The 16,346-nt window shown below is 60.2% G+C and carries 17 protein-coding genes; 7 read left to right on the forward strand and 10 right to left on the reverse strand.

What is annotated here, in order from left to right:
- Positions 1-238 precede the first annotated feature (238 nt).
- The 5 genes from AC0Z5Z_RS16790 to AC0Z5Z_RS16810 all read right to left on the reverse strand — a co-directional run bounded on the left by AC0Z5Z_RS16790 (position 239) and on the right by AC0Z5Z_RS16810 (position 5,299).
- Positions 239-1,198, reverse strand: coding sequence for an alpha/beta hydrolase (locus AC0Z5Z_RS16790; RefSeq protein WP_485611363.1), 960 nt, complete (start codon positions 1,196-1,198; stop codon positions 239-241).
- 61 nt (positions 1,199-1,259) lie between these two features.
- Positions 1,260-2,288, reverse strand: coding sequence for a transketolase family protein (locus AC0Z5Z_RS16795; protein ID WP_457263410.1), 1,029 nt, complete (start codon positions 2,286-2,288; stop codon positions 1,260-1,262).
- Entirely contained in the window at positions 2,285-3,133 is an 849-nt protein-coding gene (locus AC0Z5Z_RS16800) for a transketolase (RefSeq protein ID WP_485611364.1), read from the reverse strand. The genes AC0Z5Z_RS16795 and AC0Z5Z_RS16800 overlap by 4 nt, the downstream gene beginning before the upstream one ends.
- A 17-nt stretch (positions 3,134-3,150) precedes the next feature.
- The gene (locus tag AC0Z5Z_RS16805; RefSeq protein ID WP_485611365.1) at positions 3,151-4,449 is read right to left on the reverse strand and encodes an MFS transporter; all 1,299 of its coding nucleotides are present in this window, start codon (positions 4,447-4,449) and stop codon (positions 3,151-3,153) included.
- Positions 4,450-4,549: 100 nt separating this feature from the next.
- Positions 4,550-5,299 (reverse strand): SDR family NAD(P)-dependent oxidoreductase, encoded by a 750-nt coding sequence (locus AC0Z5Z_RS16810; RefSeq protein WP_485611366.1) that lies wholly within the window; start codon positions 5,297-5,299, stop codon positions 4,550-4,552.
- A gap of 194 nt (positions 5,300-5,493) precedes the next feature.
- On the opposite strand from AC0Z5Z_RS16810, the gene AC0Z5Z_RS16815 reads away from it, so the two are divergent.
- A complete protein-coding gene (locus AC0Z5Z_RS16815) occupies positions 5,494-6,411 on the forward strand; it encodes a LysR substrate-binding domain-containing protein (RefSeq protein ID WP_252869308.1) in 918 nt (305 codons plus the stop codon).
- 223 nt (positions 6,412-6,634) lie between these two features.
- Positions 6,635-6,877 (forward strand): hypothetical protein, encoded by a 243-nt coding sequence (locus AC0Z5Z_RS16820; RefSeq protein ID WP_110645864.1) that lies wholly within the window; start codon positions 6,635-6,637, stop codon positions 6,875-6,877.
- 201 nt (positions 6,878-7,078) lie between these two features.
- On the opposite strand, the gene AC0Z5Z_RS16825 is transcribed toward AC0Z5Z_RS16820, so the two are convergent.
- Positions 7,079-7,987 carry a LysR family transcriptional regulator gene (locus tag AC0Z5Z_RS16825; RefSeq protein WP_485611367.1) on the reverse strand — a complete coding sequence of 303 codons (909 nt, stop codon included), beginning with the start codon at positions 7,985-7,987 and terminating at the stop codon, positions 7,079-7,081.
- A 134-nt stretch (positions 7,988-8,121) separates the two neighbouring features.
- On the opposite strand from AC0Z5Z_RS16825, the gene AC0Z5Z_RS16830 reads away from it, so the two are divergent.
- The 3 genes from AC0Z5Z_RS16830 (at position 8,122) to AC0Z5Z_RS16840 (ending at position 10,383) form a co-directional block, all read left to right on the forward strand.
- Positions 8,122-9,150: an alpha/beta hydrolase gene (locus AC0Z5Z_RS16830; RefSeq protein ID WP_485611368.1), complete on the forward strand. Its 1,029-nt coding sequence runs from the start codon at positions 8,122-8,124 to the stop codon at positions 9,148-9,150.
- A 24-nt stretch (positions 9,151-9,174) separates the two neighbouring features.
- Complete coding sequence (locus AC0Z5Z_RS16835; protein ID WP_485611369.1) at positions 9,175-9,609, forward strand: cyclophilin-like fold protein; 435 nt, start codon at positions 9,175-9,177, stop codon at positions 9,607-9,609.
- A gap of 141 nt (positions 9,610-9,750) precedes the next feature.
- A complete protein-coding gene (locus AC0Z5Z_RS16840) occupies positions 9,751-10,383 on the forward strand; it encodes a carboxymuconolactone decarboxylase family protein (protein WP_485611370.1) in 633 nt (210 codons plus the stop codon).
- A 23-nt stretch (positions 10,384-10,406) separates the two neighbouring features.
- Here the strand turns inward: AC0Z5Z_RS16840 and AC0Z5Z_RS16845 are convergent, their stop codons facing one another.
- Complete coding sequence (locus tag AC0Z5Z_RS16845) at positions 10,407-11,165, reverse strand: NYN domain-containing protein (protein ID WP_256808645.1); 759 nt, start codon at positions 11,163-11,165, stop codon at positions 10,407-10,409.
- Between the two features lie 360 nt (positions 11,166-11,525).
- Positions 11,526-12,521 (reverse strand): AraC family transcriptional regulator, encoded by a 996-nt coding sequence (locus AC0Z5Z_RS16850; RefSeq protein ID WP_370593528.1) that lies wholly within the window; start codon positions 12,519-12,521, stop codon positions 11,526-11,528.
- A 59-nt stretch (positions 12,522-12,580) separates the two neighbouring features.
- Between AC0Z5Z_RS16850 and AC0Z5Z_RS16855 the strand changes: the two genes are divergently transcribed.
- Positions 12,581-13,807, forward strand: a complete 1,227-nt coding sequence (locus tag AC0Z5Z_RS16855) for an MFS transporter (protein WP_485611371.1) — start codon at positions 12,581-12,583, stop codon at positions 13,805-13,807.
- Between the two features lie 5 nt (positions 13,808-13,812).
- On the opposite strand, the gene AC0Z5Z_RS16860 is transcribed toward AC0Z5Z_RS16855, so the two are convergent.
- On the reverse strand, positions 13,813-14,436 hold the full coding sequence (locus AC0Z5Z_RS16860) for a TetR/AcrR family transcriptional regulator (protein ID WP_056785092.1): 624 nt from the start codon (positions 14,434-14,436) through the stop codon (positions 13,813-13,815).
- A gap of 130 nt (positions 14,437-14,566) precedes the next feature.
- Here AC0Z5Z_RS16860 and AC0Z5Z_RS16865 point away from each other — a divergent pair, with 130 nt between their 5' ends.
- Positions 14,567-15,784 (forward strand): MFS transporter, encoded by a 1,218-nt coding sequence (locus AC0Z5Z_RS16865; protein ID WP_252879976.1) that lies wholly within the window; start codon positions 14,567-14,569, stop codon positions 15,782-15,784.
- Positions 15,785-15,802: 18 nt separating this feature from the next.
- Here the strand turns inward: AC0Z5Z_RS16865 and msrA are convergent, their stop codons facing one another.
- Positions 15,803-16,309, reverse strand: a complete 507-nt coding sequence (msrA, locus tag AC0Z5Z_RS16870) for a peptide-methionine (S)-S-oxide reductase MsrA (RefSeq protein WP_460060858.1) — start codon at positions 16,307-16,309, stop codon at positions 15,803-15,805.
- Positions 16,310-16,346: the final 37 nt, after the last annotated feature.

The following is a 16,346-nucleotide window of genomic DNA, read 5'->3' on the forward strand; positions in this document are numbered from 1 at the left end:
ACGTTGGATCCAAGCGGTTTTTGGGTGCAACAAAATGTGTCGGTTTCGACATTATCCAAAGGGGCGCTGGAAAAGGTCCGGGCGGAATCGCCGAGGGTGATGGCTAAGCGATATTGAATTTCTCAAAGCGCAGGCCACCCTCCGCAGTTGCCTGTCTGCGAAGGTATTAATCAATAAGCGTGAGAGGCGGGGAAGGCTTTGTATAAGAAATCCCGTTGTACCGTTTCAGCGGTTCTTTCTACCCCTCAGCAGTTAATGCGCTAGCTATCGATCGCCGAAGTGATCGGACGATATCCAGCGCAGACTGATCGCTAACACTACCGGGGCACTGATCAAACATATGTGGCGCCCCAGGGTAGACATGCAGTTCGACGGCAACCCCGGCGCGGGACAGGCGCAGGGCAAATGCCACGTCCTCTTCCAGAAACAGATCCAGCGCGCCGACGGCCAGAAACGTCGGTGGCAAGTCACGCAGATCGTCTTGCAGGGCCGGCGAAAACCAGCCAATTGGCAGATCATCCAGCGCTTGGTCAGCGCGCAGGCACTCCCAACAGAACTGGTTGGCTTGCGCCGGCCAGCCAATCACTCCGGTCGTGCTGTTCTGGTGAGGCGAGGCCGGGCTGCCCGAACGGTAATCGAGCATCGGATAAACCAGCACCTGGCTGGCGATGGAATATTCGCCGCGATCCCGCGCCACGATGGCCAGCGCTGCTGCCAGACCTGCACCGGCACTGTGACCCATGACGATCACGTTGTCGGCGTCGATGTTGAGCGTTTGCCGGTGGGCGAAAACCCAGCCGAGGGCCGTGTAGCAATCCTCCAGAGGAATAGGGAAGGGGTGCTCTGGCGCGAGACGGTAATCGACGGCGACGATGATCGCCTGAAGTTCTTCGGCGAGCTCAGCCAGATAGTCATCGGCCATTTCGGGGCAACCAAGGACGAAACCTCCACCGTGGATGTACAGGATCACCGCAAAATTACCTTCCGGTACTGCGCCTGCGGGCCGGTAAAGACACAGGCGCAAATCCTCACCGTCGTGGGCCTTGGTCCATAGGCTTTCACCGCGCGCTTGTTCTCGGGATTTGAATGTCGCATGGACACGCTCCCTGATCGCGGGCAGCGTCTCTAACGTCCAGGCTTGTGCGCCGGGGGTTAAAAAGCTTTTGAAGTCGGGATCCAGCAGTTCACGTGCTTTCACGTTCTGCCTCCTGTTTTCGAATGAACGAGCGCCTCGGATGGAGGCGCCGCTCACGGTGGAGTTACAGCCAGGCTTTGATCTGCGCGCAAACGGCCGGCGTCGAAATGCCGTAGCGATCATGCAGCGTCGGCAGGGCGCCGGCGTCGAGGAAGGCGTCGGGCAACGCGATCTGTCTGAAGGTGGGCGTCACGCCATTGCGCAACAACAACCCGGCAACCGCCTCACCCAAACCGCCGATGATCGAGCTGTTCTCGGCTGTGACCACCAGACGCCCGGATTTACGCGCTTCGGCGAGAATGGTTTGTTCATCCAGCGGCTTGATGGTCGGCACGTGCAGCACGGCCACATCAATGCCGTCGGCCTGCAATTGCTTGGCCGCTTCCAGTGAGCGCATGGTCATCAGCCCGGTGGAGATGATCAGCACGTCGTTGCCCGTGCGCAGGGTCTTGGCCTTGCCGATCTCGAATTGATAGCCGTACTCGTCCAGCACCAACGGCACATTGCCGCGCAGCAAACGCATGTAGACCGGGCCTTGGTGAGCGGCGATGGCCGGCACGGCCTGTTCGATTTCCAGTGCATCGCACGGGTCGACAATCATCAGATTGGGCATGGCGCGAAAAATAGCCAGATCATCGGTGGCCTGGTGGCTCGGCCCGTAACCCGTGGTGAGACCGGGGAGGCCGCAGACGATTTTGACGTTAAGGTTTTCCTCGGCGATGGCCATGCAGATGAAGTCGTAAGCACGCCGCGATGCGAACACCGCGTAGGTGGTGGCGAACGGCACGAAACCCTCACGCGCCATGCCCGCCGCAGCGCTCATCAGCAACTGTTCGGCCATGCCCATTTGATAGAAGCGCTCCGGATGCGCCTTGGCGAAAATGTGCAGGTCGGTGTACTTGGACAGGTCAGCCGAGAGACCGACGATGTCCGCGCGCTGGTCTGCCAGCGCTGCGAGCGCATGGCCGAACGGTGCCGAACGGGTCGCCTGGCCCTCGGAAGCAATCGAGGCAATCATCGCCGAGGTGGTCAGGCGCTTTTTCACCGGAGCGCCAGTAGCAGTCGAAGTCGCAGTATTGGCGGCGTTGCTCATTGGTTTTTTCCTTCTTCAAGGTTGCTCAGTGCCAGGTCCCATTCGTGCTCTTCGACGCGAATGAAGTGGGTCTTTTCCCGGTTCTCAAGAAACGGCACGCCCTTGCCCATTTTCGTGTCGCAGATGATCACGCGCGGTTGCCCGCCGGGGTGATTGCGCGCGGCATCGAATGCAGCGACCAGGGCGTCGAGGTCATTGCCGTCGACGCGCTGGGTGAACCAGCCGAAGGCTTGCCAGCGATCGACAATGGGTTCGAACGAAAGAATCTCGCTGGAGTAACCGTCGGCCTGCTGGTTGTTGACGTCGACGATGGCGATCAGGTTGTCGAGCTTCCAGTGCGAAGCCGACATCACCGCTTCCCAGGTCGAGCCTTCATTGAGTTCGCCATCGGACAGCAGGTTGTAGACGAACGAGGCCGAGCCTTTGCGCTTGAGGCCCAGGCAGGCGCCGACTGCGATACCCAGACCCTGACCCAGCGAGCCGCCGGTGATCTCCATCCCCGGGGTATAGGCGGCCATGCCCGACATCGGCAGGCGGCTGTCATCCGAGCCGTAGGTTTCCAGCTCGTCGAGCGGAATGATCTCGGCTTCGATCAGCGCTGCGTACAGCGCGATGGCGTAGTGGCCGATGGAGAGATAGAAGCGATCGCGCTGCTCCCATTCGGGATCTGTCGGGCGATGGTTCAGCGCATGAAAGTAAGACACCGCCAGCAGGTCAGCCGCGCCGAGCGCCTGGCCCACATAGCCCTGGCCCTGAACCTGGCCCATGCGCAGTGCATGGCGGCGAATGTTGTGCGCGCGCTGGGTCAGGCTCAGCGATGCAGCGTGTGCAAGATTAGTCGTCATGATGAAACTCCGTTGACTCAACGATTGACCAAAGCGGCAGGAATACGCAGAACCAGGCTCGCGCCGAGGAACAGCACGCCGGTAATCAGGTACATGCCGATGGCGCTGGAACCGGTCAGGGTGGTGATCCAGCCGATCAGATAAGGCGAGCAGAACCCGGCGAGGTTGGCGAAGCTGTTGACCGCGGCGATGCCGGCGGCCGCAGACACCCCGCCAAGCAGCGTGGTGGGCAGCATCCAGAACAACGAGGTGGCGGAGAGAATGCCGGAGGCGGCCAGGCACAGGCTGAGGATCGACAAGGTCGGATTGCCGCCCATCAGCGCTGCCAGGCTCAAACCGATCGCGCCGGCGATCATCGGCACGATCAGGTGCCAGCGGCGCTCGCGATGTTTGTCGCCACTGCGGCCGACCAGGAGCATGGCGGCGATGGCGCACAGATAGGGCAGGCTGGTCAGGAAACCGATGTGCAGCGGGTCGGAAACCCCTGCATTACGCACCAGTGTCGGCAGCCAAAAGGTGATCGCGTATTGGCCCATCACCACACAGAAGTAGATCGCCGCCAGCAGCCACAAGCGCCGGTCGCGGATGAACTCGCCGACCGAGGCATGGGTGACCTTTTGCTGGTCGTCTTCGGCCAGCTCGCGAGTGATCAAGGTTTTTTCCTCGTCATTGAGCCAGGTTGCCTGATGCACGCCGTCCTTCAGATAACTCAGCACCAGCAGGCCGACGAGCACGGTGGGCACCGCTTCCAAAACGAACATCCACTGCCAGCCGGCCCAGCCGTGCACACCGGCAAAGTGGTTCATGATCCAGCCCGAAAGCGGGCCACCGACCATGCCTGACAGCGGAATGGCGATAAACCACAACACGGTCATGCGCGCCCGCCGATAGGACGGAAACCAGTAGGTGAGGTAGAGCAGCAGGCCCGGCGCCAGACCGGCTTCGGCAATCCCGAGCAGGAAGCGCAGGGCATAGAACTGCCAGGCGGTTTCGACGAAGGCGAACAGCGCCGAGACGATGCCCCAGGTGATCATGATCCGCGCAATCCACACTCGCGCGCCGACCTTGTGCAGGATGATGTTGCTGGGCACTTCGCAAAGGAAATAGCCGATGAAAAACACCCCGGCGCCCAGTCCGTAGACTGTTTCGCTGAGGGCCAGATCGTTCATCATTTGCAGCTTGGCGAAACCGACGTTGACCCGGTCCAGATAGGCGCACAGGTAGCACAGCATCAGGAACGGCATCAGCCGCCAGGCCGTTTTGCGATAGGCAGAAGAACGCACGGTCGAAACCGCTTCGAGCGACAGGGTAGTCATGATGGTCTGATCTCTTGTTTTTATTGACCGCCAGGCCATCAGGCCCGGCTGCGTCATCGATCCAGAACCGCACGGGCCACGCAGGCCCGCCCAGAGTTACTCAGTGAATCAGCATGCCGCCGTTCACATCGAGGGTGATGCCGGTCAGATAAGCGGACAGGTCGCTGGCCAGAAACAGCGCGGCGTTGGCGACGTCCTGCGCTTGACCCAGGCGCCCCAGCGGAATGCCTTCGATGATGGCGTGGCGGCGTTCATCCTGCATCAGGCCGCCGATGATGTCGGTGTGAATCAGGCCCGGGGCGATGGAGTTGACGCGGATGTTGTCCGGCCCCAATTCCCGCGCCATGGCCTTGCCCAGACCCAGCACCCCAGCCTTGGCTGCGCTGTAATGCGGGCCACCGAAGATGCCACCGCCGCGCTGGGCAGACACAGACGACATGCAGACGATGCTGCCGGAAGACTGTTGGCGCATCAGCGGAATCACCGCCTGGGACATGAGCAAAGTGCCGCGCAGGCTGACGTCCAGCACTTTGTCGTAGTCCGAAGGACGAATATCCAGAGTCTTCAGTGGCTGGGTGATACCGGCGTTGTTGACGAGGATATCGATGCGCCCGAAGTGCTCGATGATGGCGGCGACGGCTTGCTGAACCTGCGCTTCGTCGGCCACGTTGGCCGCCAGGCCCAGATGACCTTCGCCCAGTGCTGCGGCGGCGTCACGTGCTGCGGATGCATCCAGATCGAGGATGACCACGCGAGCGCCGTGTTGCGCAAATGTACTGGCGGTAGCGCGGCCAATGCCACGGGCAGATGCGGCACCGGTAATGATTGCGACTTTGCCTTGAAGAAGCATGGAGGATTCCCTCGAATTGTTTTTATTGGGTCGGTGTGTAAGTAACCGATGACTCAGCTTGTCCTCCGGGGAGAGCGTGAGCAATAACGCGGAAGTCACTCAATGCTGAAAAAAATTCAGCACTCGTCAGGCCGTTTCGCAAATGCTTGAATGAAACCGGTCCGTACATCACAAGAAATCACCACGGAGTCACCATGCGCTCTGACACTGAGGCATCGATCATCCTGCCACCGCTGAAAGCAATTCAGGCCTTCGAGCAAACCGCGCGCTTCGGCAACGTCGCCAGGGCAGCAGAAGTGCTGGACCTGACGCCCTCGGCAGTCAGCCATCAACTGGCGAAACTCGAAGGGATGATCGGCCGGCAATTATTCGTTCGCGCTGCCCGTGGCGTCTCGCTGACGCCGGTCGGCGAGCAATACCTCAAGGAAGTTTCCGGGATTTTGCACAGTCTCGCCGTTGCCACCGAACGTGCTGCCAGCGATGTCAGCCTCGATTGCCTGCGCTTGCACTCGTCGCCAAGCTTCGGCCTGCTCTGGCTGATGCCGCGCCTGGAAGCGTTTCGTGCGAGTCATCCGGACATTCAGATCAACCTGTCGTGCTCCTATGAATCGCTGCACTTCAGTCGCGACAAGATCGACGTCGATATCCGCCATGGTCTGCCGAACTGGCCAAGCTATGAGGTGCGCACGGTCAGGAACGAGACGTTCGCGGTGCTGACCTCACCGAAACTGCTCGCGCAACGCCCGATACGCGGCGCGGCGGATCTGCTGGAGTGCGATCTGATTCTGTCGGAAGCCACCCTGCTCAAATGGCCGCAATGGTTTGCCCAGCACGGCTTGGCGCGTCCGGAACGGCCTTATGCATTGAGCTTCGATCGTTCCTACATGTCGCTGGAAGCGGCGAGTCATGGCTTGGGTTTCGCGCTGGAAAGCACATTGCTGGCGCAGAAGTATCTGGCCGCGGGCACGCTGGTTGAAGTCGCGCCTGAATCACTGAGTGCTGCGGTGGCGGCGCACCATTTGGTATTCCCCAAGGCGCATTCGAGCTTTCCACGGGTCAGGCGTTTTCTGGCGTGGATGGAGAGCGAGTTGGGGCACGAGTTCGCGTATTGAGTGGGGATCAATTCTTTCAAACTCTCTGAACCGCTCAAGGTCAATCCATTATCGGTCTTGATCATTCACGCAAGAACGCACTTTACCGCGCGCTGCCGATCCGCGAAAAACCAAAGGCTGAGCAGGCTGTTGTTTTCTGTGTTCATCGTTTCTTTAGAAGGGGCTGATTTATGGTCATCACATGTCTGGGATGGGGATCACTGATCTGTAAGCCGGGGCAGCGATGAGCACCCGCAGCCAGGCGCAGATTGCCGCGATCTTTGATCAGCTGTTGGCACTGCGAGAAAGCGTGGACATTCTTCAGCACGTGGAGAGCGCTAGCGTCGAGTCGCTGCGTGGCCATCAGACCGTGGACGCTCCCGAGTCGCTGGATCTGGTGTTTCAAAAGCTGCATGAAGACATCGCCAGCATGGAGGAAACCTTGGCGACGATTGCCGAGGCTACCGGGGATGTGTCGAAGTTGTGAGGCGCGCGCGGGGTGGCATGCAGAGATGATTTGCCTGGTCTGGCGTCTTCGCGAGCAGGCTCGCTCCCACAATGGATTTGTGAATCGATTGATTTCCGGGATCTGACGCAAAACCCTGTGGGAGCGAGCCTGCTCGCGAAAGCGCTGGGTCAGGCACTTAGTCTGTTGGATGTGCCGACGTTATCGCGAGCAGGCTCGCTCCTACAACGGGGCTGGGTCTCTGACCACGCGTAACGCATCCACTACCAGTGAAAACGCCGGCGACGGTTGGCGACGGCTGGGGTAGTAGAGGTGGAAGCCACCGAACGGTTCGCACCAGTCCTCCAGCACTCTGACCAAACGCCCTTCAGCCAGATGCGTACCGAACTCGTCTTCAGGCAGGTAGGCAATCCCTAACCCATTCACAGCCGCGTCGGCGATGTGCACGGTGGAGTTGAAAACCAGTTGCCCGTCGACTCGCACTTTCAACTTTTTGCCCTGACGCTCGAATTCCCATGCATCGACGCCGTCGTAGGTCGGAAAGCGGATGTCGATGCAGCGGTGCGCCGCCAGATCGCGCGGATGTTGCGGGGCGGGGTGCTGGGCGAAGTAGCTGGGCGAAGCGACCACTGCCATGCGCAGTGGCGGGCCGATCGGTACGGCGATCATGTCCTGGGCGACGGTATCGCTGAAACGCACGCCTGCATCGAAGCGGTCGGCAACGATGTCACGGAAACCGTAGTTGATATCGAACTCAAGCTTGATGTCCGGGTACTGCAGCAGCAGCGGTGTCAGCTTCGGCAGCAGAGTGGTCTTGATGACGTTGTCGCCGCAGGTGATGCGCACCGTGCCAGCGGGCTTGTCGCGCAACTCGGTCAGGGCGTCCAGCTCGGCTTCGATCTCATCGAAACGATGACCCACGGTGTGCAGCAAGCGTTCGCCGGCCGCGGTCAGTGACACGCTGCGCGTAGTGCGGGTCAGCAGGCGAATTTTCAGACGCGCTTCCAGCGCCGAGACTATCTGACTCACCGCCGATTGCGTCACGCCCAGCTGCACCGCCGCGCGGGTGAAGCTGCCGCTGCGGGCAACGGTGACGAAGGCGAGCAGGTCGTTGAAATTGGGTTTGGCCATGGGCGCGCGCTCGGGTTTATTGATTAGCAGAGTTTATAACCGCATTAAGCACTCATTAGCTAATCAAAGCCTCGAGCCTGCGCAACAATACCTCCATCCCGGCCTCGCCTGGCTTCTCGATCAAGGACGCCCCCATGAAACGACTGTTCATACTGCTCGGGTTTCTCCTGAGTTCATTCACTGCATTCGGAGCTGACATGTCCCACGGTGCCGACAATTTCTTCAAAAGCGACAAGGTGACCGTGCAGAAGGTCAGCTTCAAAAACCAATATCAACTCACGGTGGTCGGCAACCTGTTTGTGCCCAAAGGGCTCGACCCGGCAGCGCGTAGCGCGGCGATTATCGTTGGCCATCCGATGGGCGCGGTAAAGGAGCAGAGCGCCAATCTGTATGCGCAGAAGCTGGCGGAGCAGGGCTTTGTCACCCTGTCGCTGGATCTGTCGTTCTGGGGCGAAAGCGAGGGCGCGCCGCGCAATGCCGTGCTGCCGGATATGTACGCCGAAGACTTCAGCGCGGCCGTCGATTACCTCGGCACACGGCCATTCATCGACCGCGAGCGCATCGGCGTGTTGGGCATTTGCGGTAGTGGCAGCTTCGTGATCAGCGCGGCGAAAATCGACCCGCGCATGAAAGCCATCGCCACGGTCAGCATGTACGACATGGGCGCAGCCAACCGTGACGGCCTAAAGCATTCGCAAAGCCTTGCGCAGCGCAAGCAGATCATTGCGCAAGCGGCCGAGCAGCGTTACGCCGAGTTCACCGGCGGCAAGGTCGAATACACCGGCGGCACGGTGCTGGAGCTGAAGGCCGACACCCATCCGATCCAACGTGAATTCTTCGATTTCTACCGCACCCCGCGCGGCGAATTCACCCCGGCCAGCTCGACACCGCAACAGACCACGCGGCCGACGCTGAGCAGCAACACCAAGTTCATGAACTTCTATCCATTCGTCGATATCGAGAGCATCTCGCCGCGCCCGATGTTGTTTATTGCCGGTGCCGACGCGCACTCCCGTGAGTTCAGCGAAGAGGCGTTTCGGTTGGCGGGGCAGCCGAAAGAACTGGTGATTGTGCCGAATGCCGGTCATGTCGATCTGTACGACCGGGCCGAGCTGATTCCTTTTGTCAAGCTGACGCAGTTCTTCAAGAGCAACCTGAAGTAACTTTCAACGCGACGGAGCAAAGCGATGCGGATTTTTGCCAACGGCTGGAAGGGATTCGTACTGATGGCATGGCTGCCCTTTGCTCTGTCTGCTGCTAACCCGGAGGAGACCACGATGTGGATGACCGTCGGAGAACACCGTTTTGCCATTGCTCTTGAGGACAACCCGAGCACTCGGCAATTGCTCACGCGATTGCCGCTGAGCCTGAACATGAGCGACCTGCACAGCAACGAAAAATACGCCACCGTGCAGCCGCCCTTGCCCACGCAGCCCTATCGGCCGGGCACGGTCCACAACGGCGATTTCCTTTTGTATGGCGACGATACGCTGGTGGTCTTCTACAAAACCTTCGATTCGTCTTACCGCTATTCGCGTCTTGGTCGCATCGACCGACCGCAGGACTTGGCCGAGACCTTGGGGCGTGGCGATGTGCGGGTGACGTTCACGCTGGATGAGTGAGGAGATTCATTGATGAAGCTGAAAACCCTGCATCAGCCGCGCCTTCTGCGCATTGTGGCTCTCGGCTGCGCGGTCCTTGCCAGCGCAGCCTGCGTTAATCCTCTCTGCGCCAATCCTTCCCGATCACAGGAGAAACCGATCATGCAAGAACAGCCTCTGACGCTTAAGCAACTGGCGATCGCCCCGATTGCCGCCAACGCTGCAATCGGCGACATGCCGCGTTTGCACGACGCACTCAATCGCGGCCTCGATGCCGGGTTGAGCATCAGCGAAACCAAGGAAGTTCTGGTGCAGCTGTACGCCTACGCCGGGTTCCCACGCAGCCTCAACGCCTTGTCCTTGCTGATGAAGGTTGTGCAGGAACGCGCCGCGCGGGGCATCGAAGACGCGCCGGGACGCGAGCCCGGTCCGGTTCCGTCGGGGTATGCACTTACCGAGCTCGGCACCGACAATCAGACCCGTCTGGTCGGCGCGCCAGTGTCCGGCCCACTGTTCGAATTCGCCCCGGCGATCGATCAGTTCCTGAAAGTGCACTTGTTCGGCGACATCTTCGCCCGCGACAACCTGGCATGGACGGATCGGGAACTGGCGACGGTTGGCGCGCTGGCGGCAATGGCTGGGGTGGAATCGCAGCTGGAGTCGCATTTGAAGATCAGTCTGAATGTGGGATTCACGGTTGAGCAGTTGCGGCAAGTGGCGCAGGAGTTGGAGGCGCGTGGGGATTTGCAGGCTGCTGAGCGGGTGGTCGCGGGGCTGGGGAAATTGGGGGGCTGAAGTCGACAGGGATACCGGCACCATTATTTCTCACCAATGACTGAACCTGCTTGCTGCATCTCCAAGATCGCCGCTTTATTTTCACGAAGTGGCGGCTTGGGGCATGTTGAGCGCAAACCGTCTATGTGCTCCATCAAGCTATCGGGAATGCTCTGCCACATCGGATCAAGGATGAAGTCCACACCTTCTCGCCTTGCCATTTTTGCGGCTGGAACGAAGTCTGCGTCGCCTGCTATCAATACTATCTGGTCGACCTGCTGTTTAAATGACAGCGACGCGACATCAATGCCGATCCGCATATCGACACCTTTTTGGCGGGTTTCGATACTGACATCATTTTCCATAAGGTCAGTCATCTGGATTTTGCCTTTCAACAGCTCAGCGATTTTTACGGGCTTGATGGTCCATCTGACATCCTTCGACAAATGTCCAAGTCGTAATGCCAACTTACGTTTACTTCGCAGCCTGGAATGCAGCTCTTTGCGAAATGCCGCCTCCCTGGATTTCGAAAAATCCACAGCTTTTTTGCTTATGGGGTTGTGCTGTTTGGTGTCCAGTGGGGGGCAGTCATAGAAGAAGATTCGGTAGAGCTCTTTCCTCGCTCGTTGTTGTAGCTGTCGAATGGGGCCCGTTGGACGGGTCAAGGTTTTATTAAGGAGGTGGGCGGTTGCCCATCGATGGACCAGGTCGGCCGCGCGTTCAGCGTTGAAGGCGTTTTGAGGTTCGATTCGTCGAAAGCGTTTGATGAAAAAGGCGCCATCGACCAACACCGCAGTGGGCATGTTTTTTTACCTACAAAAACGCCCAAGGGTTTGGCACGTTCTGGATGATTAGAACGGCGTACTGCCTTGGGCGGGATGGGAGCGAGATTAGGAGGGAGTGACGGATACGTCAACAACCCCTTTTTCGTCTGACCTGTTTGTATAAAGTTGAATGTGCCCAGCGCTTTCAAATTTCAGGTGGCGACGGGGAAACGATAAATTGCGGAGGGTAAGCAGGCAAGACAGGGACTTCCGTAAGATTTGTAGGCAAAAGCGCTGTATCTCGTAGGCTCGGTTATCCGTGAGCGGGTGAGCGCGGGGCTGGGCAGAATCCGGGGGAGGCACAGAATGAGAGCGGCTCTGTTACGGCGATTCTCGTCTTCAGCGCTGGCGCCGACTCGCTCCCGGTGAGCTTCCCGTTATCCGTTTGAACGCACGACTGAACGCCGCTTGGGAGGTGTAGCCCAAGCGCTGCGCCACTTCTTCGATCGGCAGTCTTTCCAGGGTCAGCCACTGACTGGCCAGGCGCATGCGCAGTTCGGTGGCGTAGCGCAGCGGCGGGGTGCCGAGGGTGGTCTGGAAGCGTTCGGCGAAGACCGAGCGTGAGGTGTTGCACAGCGTTGCGAGTTCGGCGACGCTCCAGTCGCGCCCCGGTTGTTGGTGTAGGGCCAGCAAGGCCTGCGCCAGGCGAGGGTCGCGCAGGGCGGCGACGAGACCGGAGGCATTGCCGCAAGCGCATTCGACCCAGCCACGAACAATCATTGCCGCCACTACGTCGGCAAGGCGAGCGAGAATGCCGGCGAAGCCGATGCGCGCTGCGCTGACTTCGCGTTCCATGGTCGCAAGAATCGGCATGAGTCCCGGATAACGCTGGCCGCCGGCGTCGATCAGCATCAGTCCCGGCATCAGCCGACCGAGGCCCTGCAGGCTGCCGAGCTCGAACTCCATACAGCCACTGAAGAGCAGGGCGCTATCGGGCGAAACGGCGCTGTGACCGACCTGCACCGCGCAGACCGTATCGCCGAGTGGCGCGGCGACGGCGCTGTCAATGTCCTGCACTTCGGCGTTTGGGTGTGACAGCAACTGGTGCGCGGCACCATGGGCAATGAATACCGCATTGCCCGCCGCCAACTCGTAAAGGCTGCCGTCCTCCAGTCGCAACACCGTCGATCCAGCGGCAACGAAGTGGAAATACGCATGGCCCGATTTGTCGCTGAAACCCAGACCATACGGCGGACCGGCGTGGATCCGCCGATACTGCACGCCACGCAGACGCATGCTGCGCAGCAATTCTGTGATCAGGTCTGATGACAGTGAAAAGGAATCAGTGCTGCTCATGTTCGGGGTTTCGATCAAAAGTTCAAGACTGCGCATCATAGATCATCCGGTTTGCCGTCAATAGACTGCCCTCTCGAAATGTCCGAGGGAGTCTGGAAATGAATGAACGTGTAGGTGATGGGCGAGCTGAAGAGGAGCCGATGGTTCCTGCGTGGATGGCGGTTTTCTCACTGGCGATGGGTGTGTTCGGTTTACTCACCGCAGAATATCTGCCGGCCAGCCTGCTGACGCCGATGGCGCTCGACCTTGGCGTCAGCGAAGCCCTGGCCGGGCAAGCAGTGACGGTGACCGCAGTGGTGGCGCTCTTTGCCGGATTGCTCGTACCTGGATTGACGCGCAGTCTTGATCGGCGGCTGGTCTTGCTCGGTTTCTCGGTACTGATGATCGCGTCGAATCTGCTGGTGGCGCTGTCGTCGAGCCTCGCAGTGTTGCTGATCATGCGCATCCTTTTGGGCATAGCTCTGGGCGGATTCTGGAGCATGGCGGCGGCCGTGGCGATGCGCCTGGTGCCGGCGGCGGTGCTGCCACGGGCGCTGTCGATTATCTTCAGCGGGATCGCCGTCGGGACCGTGGTCGCGGTGCCATTGGGCAGTTATCTCGGCGGCCAGTTTGGCTGGCGCAGTGCGTTTTTCGCAGCTGCGGCGGTTGGCGTGGTGACGCTGGTCTTTCAAATGTTCACGTTACCGAGTCTGGCGCCGCATCGACCGTCACGCCTGCGTACGGTGCTTGAGGTGTTGCTGCGACCGGGCATTGCCATTGGCATGTTCGGCTGTGTATTGGTGCACTCCGGTCACTTTGCGTTGTTCACCTACATCAGGCCATTTCTGGAAAGCACCACCGGAGTCGGCCCGCAGACGCTGGCGCTGATGCTGCTCGGTTTCGGCGTGGCGAACTTTGCCGGCACGCTATTCGCTGGCTGGCTGTTGCAGCGCAATCCACGCGCAACACTGGTGCTGATGCCGGTGTTGGTGGGCGTTGCTGCTCTGGCGTTGGTCGGGTTACCGGCGTCGCTCACCGGGCAGGCGTTGCTTCTGGCTCTGTGGGGGATGGCCTTCGGTGGCGTGCCGGTGGCATGGTCGAACTGGGTGGCGCGATCGATACCCGATCAGGCCGAAAGCGCAGGCGGCATGGTCGTCGCATCGGTGCAGTCGGCGATTGCCGCAGGCGCCGCCGCCGGCGGTTCGGTGTTCAGTTTCAGCGGCATCAATGGCGTGTTTGTAGCAGCTGGAATTCTGATGTTGCTGGCCGCGCTGCTGATTGCCCTGAAGGTCAATGTCGATGTGCCGGAGCCGGGTTCGGCGCCGGTGGCACCGGTGCATTTGTGATTTGATCAATCCGCCTTACGCGTGGCGGCAATTTCCCAGATTTGCATGATCTGAGTGATAGCAGCATCAATGTTATCCAGCGCGGTGTTGTCTCTGGCGAGGATGGATATGCCCTGCAGGAAACTGTCGAATACCGTCGCCATCGCCGCCGCACTTGTGCCGCTGGCCAGCTCGTCGGCATTCACAGCGCGTTCGACGCAGGCTTGAATGCCGGCACGGGTGCGCTGCCTTGAGTGGGTCAGGGCTTGCGCCACATGGGCGGTTTCCGGGCTCGGTGCGCTCATGACGCCGAGGGTAACCATGCAGCCCTTGGGGTGTGTGTCGTCGCACTGCATGCGTGCCGACTGGCGCAAAGCGGTCTCGATCGCCTGGCGTGGTGGCAGGCTGTCGTCCCACAGGCACTCGGTGACTTGCGCATAGGTGGTTAAATAACGCTGCACGCATTCATCGAACAACGCTTCCTTGGAACCGAACGCGGCGTAGAAGCTAGGTGCAGAGATACCGCCACCCAGGCCTGCCTTCAATTGGGCCAGCGATGTCGCGTCGTAGCCGTGTTGCCAGAACAGTTGCAAAGCCTGATCGACGGCGTCGTCGCGATCAAACTGACGGGGGCGACCGGTTCTCGCCATGACCTGACTCCTCATTGATTTAATATAAAGACTAGTCGATACAGAAATTGTTGACAACGCTGCGCATGCACCCTCAGGATCTAGATCGATCGGTATTTAAATCTGAGTCGGTTTTTTCGAGGAGCTTCCAGTGACACCTTCAATCACGTTAACGGCTACGCCAAAAGGTCTGCCCATCGGCGCTTTGCTGGCGCTGGCCATGACTGGCTTCATCTGCATCGTCACCGAAACCCTGCCGGCGGGCCTGTTGCCGTTGATCAGTGAAGGCCTGGCGATTTCGCCGTCCATGGCCGGGCAAATGGTTACCGCGTACGCATTGGGTTCCGTACTGGCGGTGATCCCGATGACCATCGCCACCCGGGGCTGGCGGCGCCGCAACGTGCTGCTGCTGACGATTGTCGGTTTCCTGCTGTTCAATTCGATTACCGCGCTGTCGTCGCATTACGGCGTGACGCTGGTCGCGCGGTTCTTCGCCGGGGTTGCGGCGGGTCTGGCATGGAGTCTGCTGGCCGGCTATGCGCGACGCATGGTTGAGCCCGAACAGCAGGGCAAGGCGTTGGCGCTGGCGATGGTCGGCACACCGATTGCGCTGTCGCTGGGCGTGCCTCTGGGTACGTGGCTCGGTGGGCTGGTCGGTTGGCGCACTACATTCGGTCTGATGTCGGCGCTGACCTTGGTACTGATCGTCTGGGTACTGGTGAAAGTGCCCGACTACCCGCCGCAGCCGGCCCATCAACGCCTATCGCTGAGCAAAGTCCTGACTACCCCGGGCGTGCGTCCTGTGCTAGCAGTGGTGATCAGCTGGATGCTGGCGCACAACATTCTCTACACCTATATCGCTCCGTTCGTGGCGCCGGCGGGCATGGCCGAGCGGGTGGATGTGGTGTTGTTGAGCTTCGGCATCGCCGCGCTGGTCGGGATATGGCTGACGGCGAAGCTGGTCGAGCCGCTGCTGCGCTCGACGGTTCTGCTGAGTTTGGCGACCTTTGCCGCCGTCTGCGTGGCGCTGGGATTTGGCGGAGGCAACCCAGAGGTGATTTATCTCGGCGTGGCGGCATGGGGTTTGACCTTTGGCGGCGCAGCGACGCTGTTGCAAACGGCGCTGGCTGATGCGGCGGGCGACGGAGCGGATGTTGCCTTGTCGTTGAACGTAGTGGCGTGGAACAGCGCGATCGCTGGCAGCGGTGTCGTCGGCGGCGTGCTGCTCGATCAGTGGGGCGTTACCTCATTTCCGTGGGCCATGCTGGCACTGGTCGCTATCGCCTTCGCCATTGCCTGGGGTGCCCGGGCCCACGGTTTCAAGTCGGGCCCGCGCTCTGTAGAAGCTTCGGTGGTGGCGGGGCATTGAACCCCGCCAGCAGTTTCTTCAACCGCGCTTCGGCAGTTTCCAGTTAGGCCGGATGAAATGGCAGGTGTAGCCGTTCGGAATCCGCTCCAGGTAATCCTGATGCTCGGGTTCCGCTTCCCAGAACGGGCCGGCCGGTTCGATTTCGGTTACCACACGGCCCGGCCACAGCTTCGAGGCGTTGACATCGGCGGCGGTGTCCTCAGCGACGGCGCGCTGCTCGTCGTTGAGGTAGTAAATCGCCGACCGGTAGCTCGGGCCAAGATCGTTGCCCTGACGGTTGGGCGTGCTCGGGTCGTGGATCTGAAAGAAGAACTCAAGGATCTGCCGGTAGCTGATCACGGCCGGATCAAACTCGATTTCGATGGCTTCGGCGTGGTTGCCATGATTACGATAGGTCGCATTCGGCACATCGCCGCCGGTGTAGCCGACGCGGGTTTTCAGCACACCCGGATAGCGGCGCAACAGATCCTGCATGCCCCAGAAGCAGCCGCCGGCGAGAATGGCAGTTTCGGTTTGAGTGGTCATGGTGTGTGCTTCCTCTCGAGACGATGGGGGGATACCC

It is taken from the genome of Pseudomonas sp. 1L-E-NC-VB-C3 (assembly GCF_057291535.1).